This is a genomic window from Acidobacteriota bacterium (assembly GCA_009861545.1).
Taxonomy (GTDB): Bacteria; Acidobacteriota; Vicinamibacteria; order Vicinamibacterales; family UBA8438; genus WTFV01.
Map to the genome: position 1 here is coordinate 1 of VXME01000085.1, position 6,090 is coordinate 6,090.

The window sequence follows — 6,090 nt, forward strand, 5'->3', positions numbered from 1 at the left end:
GGGGGTCCCTTTTCACGTTGCCACGGGGGTCCCTTTTCAACTTGCCATTTCCAGTCCAGACGCGGACAGGCACGGGGGAAGCCTATTGGTCGCTGCGTTGAACCGTGAAGACGTGGCCCCAGTAGTCGAGCACCTCGGCCACCTTGCCGCCATCCCCCTTGACCCCGAACAGGTAGAGCGCCATCGGCAGCGGGGCCTGCCACACCAGCGCGGCCGCCGATGGGATCTTCGGCGGCCGCTCCGACACCACCACCGCCGACAGGCAGCGGTGGCCCAACAGCGTGCCGACCCACCGATCGCGCAAGTCGAACGTGGAGAACAGCGCCGCGCGCTCCACGCGCCCCGCCTCGAGCTCGGCGGCGAGCTTGTCGACCAGCCGCGACACCTGCGGCACGGGAGGAAACAGGTAGACGGCTCCCTTCCAGTGATCGCGTGACGCGTCCTCCCCGAACTCGTACCAGGCGCGGGCTCCGACCACGCACTGCGCCGCCTCGTGGGAGCAGGGATCCAGGTCGATCGGCCCGAGAAGCTCGCGCACCGCGTCGATGACCGGGTCTGGAGACAGGAAGTCGGCCGGCAGCGACCAGGCCGCGATGCGGTCCTTTTCCATCCGCGCCAGGACCTCCGGGGGCGGCGTCGAATCGGCCGCCGCCGCCGTCGCGGCCGCCGCGCCGCCCAGTCCCCCGGGCAATGACCAGCCACCCGGCTCCGCTTCCCCTCCGCCGGATGACGCTGGCGGCTCGTCGCCCGGCATCGGCGGCAGACCGAGGCTTGCATCGTCGCCGGTCTCCTCCGCACGGTACATGCGGCTGCCCCGCGGAGCGCGCTTGCCCCCGCGCGCCTCCGCCAGCGCATCGCGCAGGCTCGTCTGGCTGCCTGAAGCGATCAGCGCCGCCGCCGCCTCGAGAAGCTCCTTCGGCTCGTTCCGCGCCGCGTAGGCCTCCCGGACGTTCAGTTGACCCAGCCGCAGCAGCGGTCCCAGGCAAGGGGCCGCCGCCAGGGCTGCGCGCACACGCCCCACGGAACGCTCCGACACGCCCATCCGGCGCGCGAGATCGGCGCTGGTAGGAGCCGGCATGGGCTCCGGGATGTCCGGCACGTCCGACGCGCTCGGCGGACCGGCAGACTCGGGGGCGGGCGGTTCGGAAGCCTTGCCGTCGACCAATCGCGGCGCCGAAACCGCCCCACGCCCCTCGTCGGGCGCGGCGGCCGAAGACGGTCGCTCGTCCGCCCTCGACCCCGGAGCCGGCACCGAGTTCCCGTCTCCCGCAACCGAGGCCCCCGCGGTCGGCGCCGCCGCGGCCGAGCCGCCCGGCGGGGCCGCCGGGCCGGCCGTACCCGCCACGTCCCCGCCCGCGCCGGAATGCGCAGGCGAGGCGCAGGCCCCGCGGTGCTCCAGCCTCCACCGCCGGTTGCGCGCGCGATCGCGCAGCGCCTGGCGCTCCCGCCGCGCCTCGACCGCCATGCGGTGCAGCTGCTCGGCGATGTAGGCGCGCTGCGACGGTACGAGACTGCGCCGGTGCAGATTCGCCGACGCCGCGATCTCGTAGATCGTCTCCTCGTCGGCGATCTGCTCGATGGGGATCTGTACCCCGGCCTCGAGCCCGGCCCGCACGCGGTTGCGGCCGTCGACGATTTCGGTCCCGAAGACGAGAACCGGCTGGCGAATGCCATGCTTGCGGATATCCGCGACCAGATCCTCGTAGATGGATGGCGGCAGCAGGGGAAACAGCGCCGCCGCGGAGTGAACCGTGTAGGTGACCCCGTCGACGACGTAGGTCTCCTTGCCTGCAAGTTCGTCACGATCCGGAGCGGGCTCGTTCGTCGCCATCGGCCGGAACCTCCCCTCTGGACACGAGTTGCGCGCGGCGCCGGCCGGCCCCGTTCAGCGGCGCCGGATGGGGGCGGACGAACGACGCTCGGCCTCTTCGGCCCCCTCCAAAGCGGCCAGGTCGTCGTCGACGTCATCGGCGTCCCCGGAAGAAGCGCCCGGATCGGGCGTCTCCCGCGGGTCGTCTCGCAGACCGCCGGAAGGAGAGCGTTCCGCCCCGGCCCCGTCGGGCTGACCGGCGTAGCCGCGCAGCCACGCGCCGGTCGCCCGGGGCGACAGCGCCAGGTTGTCCGTGGTCGACGGCGGGAAGTACAGCGTCGCGCCGACCGCCTCGCGGTCCGCCGCGACTTCCAGCGCGAACAGACGCAGGCGTTGCTGCATGTGGGTCCTGCCGTACATCCAGCGGTCGTAACGCTGGCGCAGGACGAAGCCGAGCAGCAACGCCAGCGCGTAGTAGGCCAGATACAGGAAGAGTCGCATCAGCCTGATACCTCCGGCTGGCGGCGAACGGTTCCCGGCCGCCGCCGAGCGCACCGTCGTTACACTACCGGCCGGAGGTCAGCCCCCATGTCGCACGAAGCCGGCAACGACCCTTCGACCAGGGAGAGCATCCACCAGGTGAAGCAGGCCGCCGTGGCGCGCGCGCGAGCCACGCCATCGGGGGTATCCATCCCGGACACGGCGCACGGGGCCGACGCGCACATGGACCGCATTGCGGCCCAGTCGCGCACCGCGCACGCGCCGCGCGAGGTTCGCAAAGGCATCGAAGACCACCGCCTGGAACTGCAGCTCGCCGCGCTCGCCCGAGGCAAGGAGACCCAGCCGCCGGCAGCCTCGACGGCCAAGACGGGCGCTTCCGACGGAGCGATCGCGGTGAGCGTGATCAGCCGCGACCAGTCGACGATGCAGCCCGCCGGCGCATCCGCCCTGGCCGAAGGCCATGCCCAATCCGTCAACCGGCCCGTCGAACCGAGGGCGAAGACCAACCGGCCCGAGAAGCCGGTTCCCGGCGCCCGGCAACGGGAATCGAGCGCGGCGATGCCCAGCGTCGGCGCGCTCCACCCGACCGCCCCGCTGAGGCCGTGCGTCGTCGGCGGCCATCCCGATGTCCCCCCGCCGCCGCCCCGGCCGCGGTATGGGACCGACAACTACCCGGGGCGCCTGCCCGAGCGCGACAGGGCCGGCCACACGCGCTAGTCGAACCATGTTGACACGCCGCCGATCGTCCGCGCCTTGACCGATGCCGCCGCAGCCGTGGCGGAACCGGCCGGCCAGACAAGTCGGTCCACAGTGTCCAGCAGGGGGACTCCGGCAGCCCGATGCCTGCAGTCCGGTCGAGGTCTTGCTGTTTGGGTCCGCAGCCCGAGGGGAATCGGGCGAGAACAGCGACATCGATCTGCTCGTTGTGCTGGCCAACGGCGATCCGTCAGATCCGAACTGGACCCCAGTGAACATCTGCGAGGCGATCGGCTATCGGCCCAGAGCGGACGTCGTGGTCGCCCCTGAAGTGGACCTCCGGAAAGCGGCGCGGAGCCTAGCGGTAGCCTAGCGGGGATGGAGCAGCTACCAGTGATTGGGGCAGGCTTCCGCTGACCGGGGCCGTTCCCGCCGCCGCCGGCATCCCGGCAAAGCCGCGTTTCGTAAGTGACTGTAGAAAAATGACTTGTGTGACAGGTCTGAGAATGCGTACTCCCCCTACGCAGGATTTTGTGGGATCGGCCGTGGGATCGATCCAAGGCCGGATAACGACGAAGAAAGCAGCAGATGGCCGTGCGACGACAGCGGACGAACGAGAGAAGGACTTGTCGAGAAGTCTGGCCCGATCGGCGTAGGCCGCAACCGTGTTATCCGACTCGGTGTGCGCCAAGGCGTCCTCGCAAACCTCCCGAGAGGCCTGCGGGACCTCAATCGCCCACACCCGAAAGGTCGCTCGGAACCCGTGCGCGACAATCGAACGGCCCATCGGGATCGAGACGATCAAGCTTGCGCAGGGCGTCCGAGACAGCTTCCTGATTGACACGCCGCGTGTCGCCGGCGCGACCGCGGAGAGAAGAAGACCAGCGACGGATGGCGCTTCAACGCACGGGCGTGCTGGAGCACAGCAACGGCCTGCGAGGAGAGAGGAACCTTGTGTTCAAGATTCGCCTTCATTCGATCCGGGGGCACGCGCCAAGCCCGAGTTACTCACGCGCAGGACGCGGCAACCAGCCGGAACTGGCCACGATCCGTCGACCGATCGACGGCCACCTTGCCGGGGCAGCCGCTTCCGCTACAGTAGAGCGCGGACGAGGAGCCCGGAGATGCGAGAACGACGCGTAGGGATCCAGGAACTCGAGGCGAACCTGAACGGGTGCCTGGACGAGGTACGGGGCGGCACGACCCTCCTCCTGACGGACGGCGGGCACCGGGTAGCACGCCTGATCCCGGAGCCCGGAACGAGCGAGTCGAAGGACAGCCCGGCAATCGCGTGGAGCGGCCGGCGGCTGAAGAAGACCAAGCCCAAGGCGCGCCTGCGGGGTGAAGGCAGCATGGCCGACATCGTCAAGGAGAACCGCAGTTGATACTGCTGTACATGGACACGAGTGCGCTGTTCAAGCGTTACGTGGAGGAGCACGATTCGGAAGCGGTACTCGCGAGGATAGACGAGGCGCCTGCGGTCGGGACGGCGGTGATGACGCGTGTCGAGGTGGCGGCCCGCCCTGGCCAGGGCCGTGCGTGCGCAGCGCCTGGACCGCAACGAGGCAGAGGACGCCGAACAGGAGTTCCTGGGCGACTGGGATGACTTCACGAGGATCGGTGTGACGGAGGCGCTGGTCGCGCGAGCCGGCGACCTCGCTTGGCGGCACAACCTGCGAGGGTACGACGCTGCGCAGCTCGCAGCAGCGCTGGCGTGGCAAGAGATGAGGGAAGACATGCAGGACGAGATCGTGTTCGCCTGCTTCGACGCCGAGTTGGTCCAGGCAGCTGCGGCCGAAGGCCTCAGTACGTGGCCGGAATAGGCAGCGCAAGCGGACCCAGATCAAGAAGGGCCCTCATCACGCCGACTCGCCGTTCTGCAGCGGCACCGACGCCCATCCCCGCCCGCTCGGTGAGCCAAAATCACCGCCGACGGCTGGTACTACGTGAATAGCCGGGGAGACCACCATCATTCAAGCACCCGGCCAAGCCGGGGAAGGTGACGGTCAAGGGACATCCGAGCGACGAGATCAGCGGGGCACTGCTGGCGAGCATCTGGCGACAGGCGGGTATCGGAAAGCCCGAGGAGTAGCGTCATGAGCAGCATGGAAAACACGAGGACGCGCAGACAGCTCGAGGAGCGGATCGGGGTTCTCCAGCAGGTCTGTGCGGAGGCATACCAGCTGGCCGGCGCCATAGGCGCGCCGGAGAAGGCGCTGGACAACCTCGCGGCGGCAGCCGACGGTAGACCAATCCCGCACGCCACGTTCCTGCCGGTGTCAGCGGCGGACTGCGACGAGCTCGGCGACGCAGATACGGCCCGCGCCAACAGACAGGGGACAGCGACCTCCGCAGTCCAATCGCGAGGATAGTCGGAGCCCGAAGGGTCGCTCGGACCATCTGGAGGGACTTGGTGTCCGCGCTGGAACCCAGACTTCCCACTTGTACGGGGGCCGTCGGGGCGGCACTACGCGAAGGACGTGTGCTCTATGACGCCCCGCGCGCAGGCCTGAAGCTGCCAAGCGCTGGCTGGAGGAAGCGCGCGAACGGCGCATCGGACCAGCCGTACCCGAGACCGAGGATAGCCGGCAGATGTGCGTCCGCGAGCCTGGAAGGACCCCGCCGGCCTGGCCTCCGAGACGCAGGCGGCCGGGGCCACCGTGCCTGCCGTCGACCCGGGCGCGCTCGAGCGCGCAGCCAACCACTACACGGGATCGGTGTATCCCGGCTACCCGAGTCCGTCGGCGGCAGAAGCGCTTGAGGCCCTGGAACTGGCACGACGAATCGTGCCTTGGGCCAGGGATTCAACCCTTGAGTAGCTTGCACTGACGGTCCGCGCCGACGCCGACAGATCCCGAGCACCGACTGAACCCGAGGCAGTGGGCTGCCACGCTGCACCGGCGCGGGCCTAGCCCTGCAAGCCGGCGCACGATGGCGACCCCGTACGCCTCCGCCAGCTCACCTGGCGATCGAATCGCGCACGGGTCGACGCGGAGCGATGCAGACGATACGAACCCGCACCGACGACGCACGAACCGGACAGAAGAACGCGCCGGCTGTTTCCACTGGGGGGAGGGGGGGAC

7 protein-coding genes and 1 pseudogene are annotated in these 6,090 nt (G+C 69.8%); 6 read left to right on the forward strand and 2 right to left on the reverse strand.

Translation table 11 applies throughout. The features are described 5' to 3' along the window. Positions 1-82 precede the first annotated feature (82 nt). Positions 83-1,831 (reverse strand): hypothetical protein, encoded by a 1,749-nt coding sequence (locus tag F4X11_14020; protein ID MYN66126.1) that lies wholly within the window; start codon positions 1,829-1,831, stop codon positions 83-85. A gap of 54 nt (positions 1,832-1,885) precedes the next feature. Further along, entirely contained in the window at positions 1,886-2,311 is a 426-nt protein-coding gene (locus tag F4X11_14025) for a hypothetical protein (protein MYN66127.1), read from the reverse strand. A gap of 138 nt (positions 2,312-2,449) precedes the next feature. Between F4X11_14025 and F4X11_14030 the strand changes: the two genes are divergently transcribed. The 6 genes and pseudogenes from F4X11_14030 to F4X11_14055 all read left to right on the forward strand — a co-directional run bounded on the left by F4X11_14030 (position 2,450) and on the right by F4X11_14055 (position 5,379). Further along, positions 2,450-3,028, forward strand: coding sequence for a hypothetical protein (locus F4X11_14030; protein ID MYN66128.1), 579 nt, complete (start codon positions 2,450-2,452; stop codon positions 3,026-3,028). A 43-nt stretch (positions 3,029-3,071) separates the two neighbouring features. Beyond that, positions 3,072-3,380 (forward strand): nucleotidyltransferase domain-containing protein, encoded by a 309-nt coding sequence (locus tag F4X11_14035; GenBank protein ID MYN66129.1) that lies wholly within the window; start codon positions 3,072-3,074, stop codon positions 3,378-3,380. Positions 3,381-4,131: 751 nt separating this feature from the next. Further along, a complete protein-coding gene (locus F4X11_14040) occupies positions 4,132-4,392 on the forward strand; it encodes a hypothetical protein (protein MYN66130.1) in 261 nt (86 codons plus the stop codon). 117 nt (positions 4,393-4,509) lie between these two features. Continuing rightward, positions 4,510-4,830 carry a type II toxin-antitoxin system VapC family toxin gene (locus F4X11_14045; protein MYN66131.1) on the forward strand — a complete coding sequence of 107 codons (321 nt, stop codon included), beginning with the start codon at positions 4,510-4,512 and terminating at the stop codon, positions 4,828-4,830. A gap of 99 nt (positions 4,831-4,929) precedes the next feature. Then, positions 4,930-5,099: pseudogene (locus tag F4X11_14050) on the forward strand (type II toxin-antitoxin system HicA family toxin). A 4-nt stretch (positions 5,100-5,103) separates the two neighbouring features. After that, positions 5,104-5,379, forward strand: coding sequence for a hypothetical protein (locus tag F4X11_14055; protein ID MYN66132.1), 276 nt, complete (start codon positions 5,104-5,106; stop codon positions 5,377-5,379). Positions 5,380-6,090: the final 711 nt, after the last annotated feature.

Coding starts and splice junctions, on each gene's coding strand:
- F4X11_14035 (MYN66129.1), top strand. CDS start 3,072: ATGCCGCCGCAGCCGTGGCGGAACCGGCCGGCCAGACAAGTCGGTCCA.
- F4X11_14020 (MYN66126.1), bottom strand. CDS start 1,831: ATGGCGACGAACGAGCCCGCTCCGGATCGTGACGAACTTGCAGGCAAG.
- F4X11_14025 (MYN66127.1), bottom strand. CDS start 2,311: ATGCGACTCTTCCTGTATCTGGCCTACTACGCGCTGGCGTTGCTGCTC.
- F4X11_14040 (MYN66130.1), top strand. CDS start 4,132: ATGCGAGAACGACGCGTAGGGATCCAGGAACTCGAGGCGAACCTGAAC.
- F4X11_14055 (MYN66132.1), top strand. CDS start 5,104: ATGAGCAGCATGGAAAACACGAGGACGCGCAGACAGCTCGAGGAGCGG.